Origin of the sequence: Brevibacterium sp. 50QC2O2 (assembly GCF_024580675.1) — a bacterium.
GTDB lineage: Bacteria > Actinomycetota > Actinomycetes > Actinomycetales > Brevibacteriaceae > Brevibacterium > Brevibacterium moorei.
The window spans coordinates 1-236 of record NZ_JANIJZ010000084.1 but is presented as its reverse complement, the minus strand read 5'-3'; the positions used below and the strand labels follow the sequence as shown (position 1 = coordinate 236).

1 rRNA gene is annotated in these 236 nt (G+C 57.6%); it reads right to left on the bottom strand.

Annotation, left to right across the window (positions count from 1 at the left end):
* Positions 1–236, bottom strand: a 23S ribosomal RNA gene (locus NQ038_RS15735); the annotation flags it as partial.

Below are 236 nucleotides of genomic sequence, written 5' to 3'. Positions count from 1 at the left end.
TTCTCTACCTGACTACCTGTGTCGGTTTCGGGTACGAGCGGATCAAACCTCACGCCGATGCTTTTCTCGACAGCATAGGATCACCGGATCACCCCACCCAAAGTGGGACGCCCATCAGCTCTCACCCTTATATGCCAGACGGATTTACCTACCTGACGGGCTACCACCTTAGACCACGACAACCACCGCGCGGCCCGGCTACCTTCCTGCGTCACACCACACGCTCACCTACACAC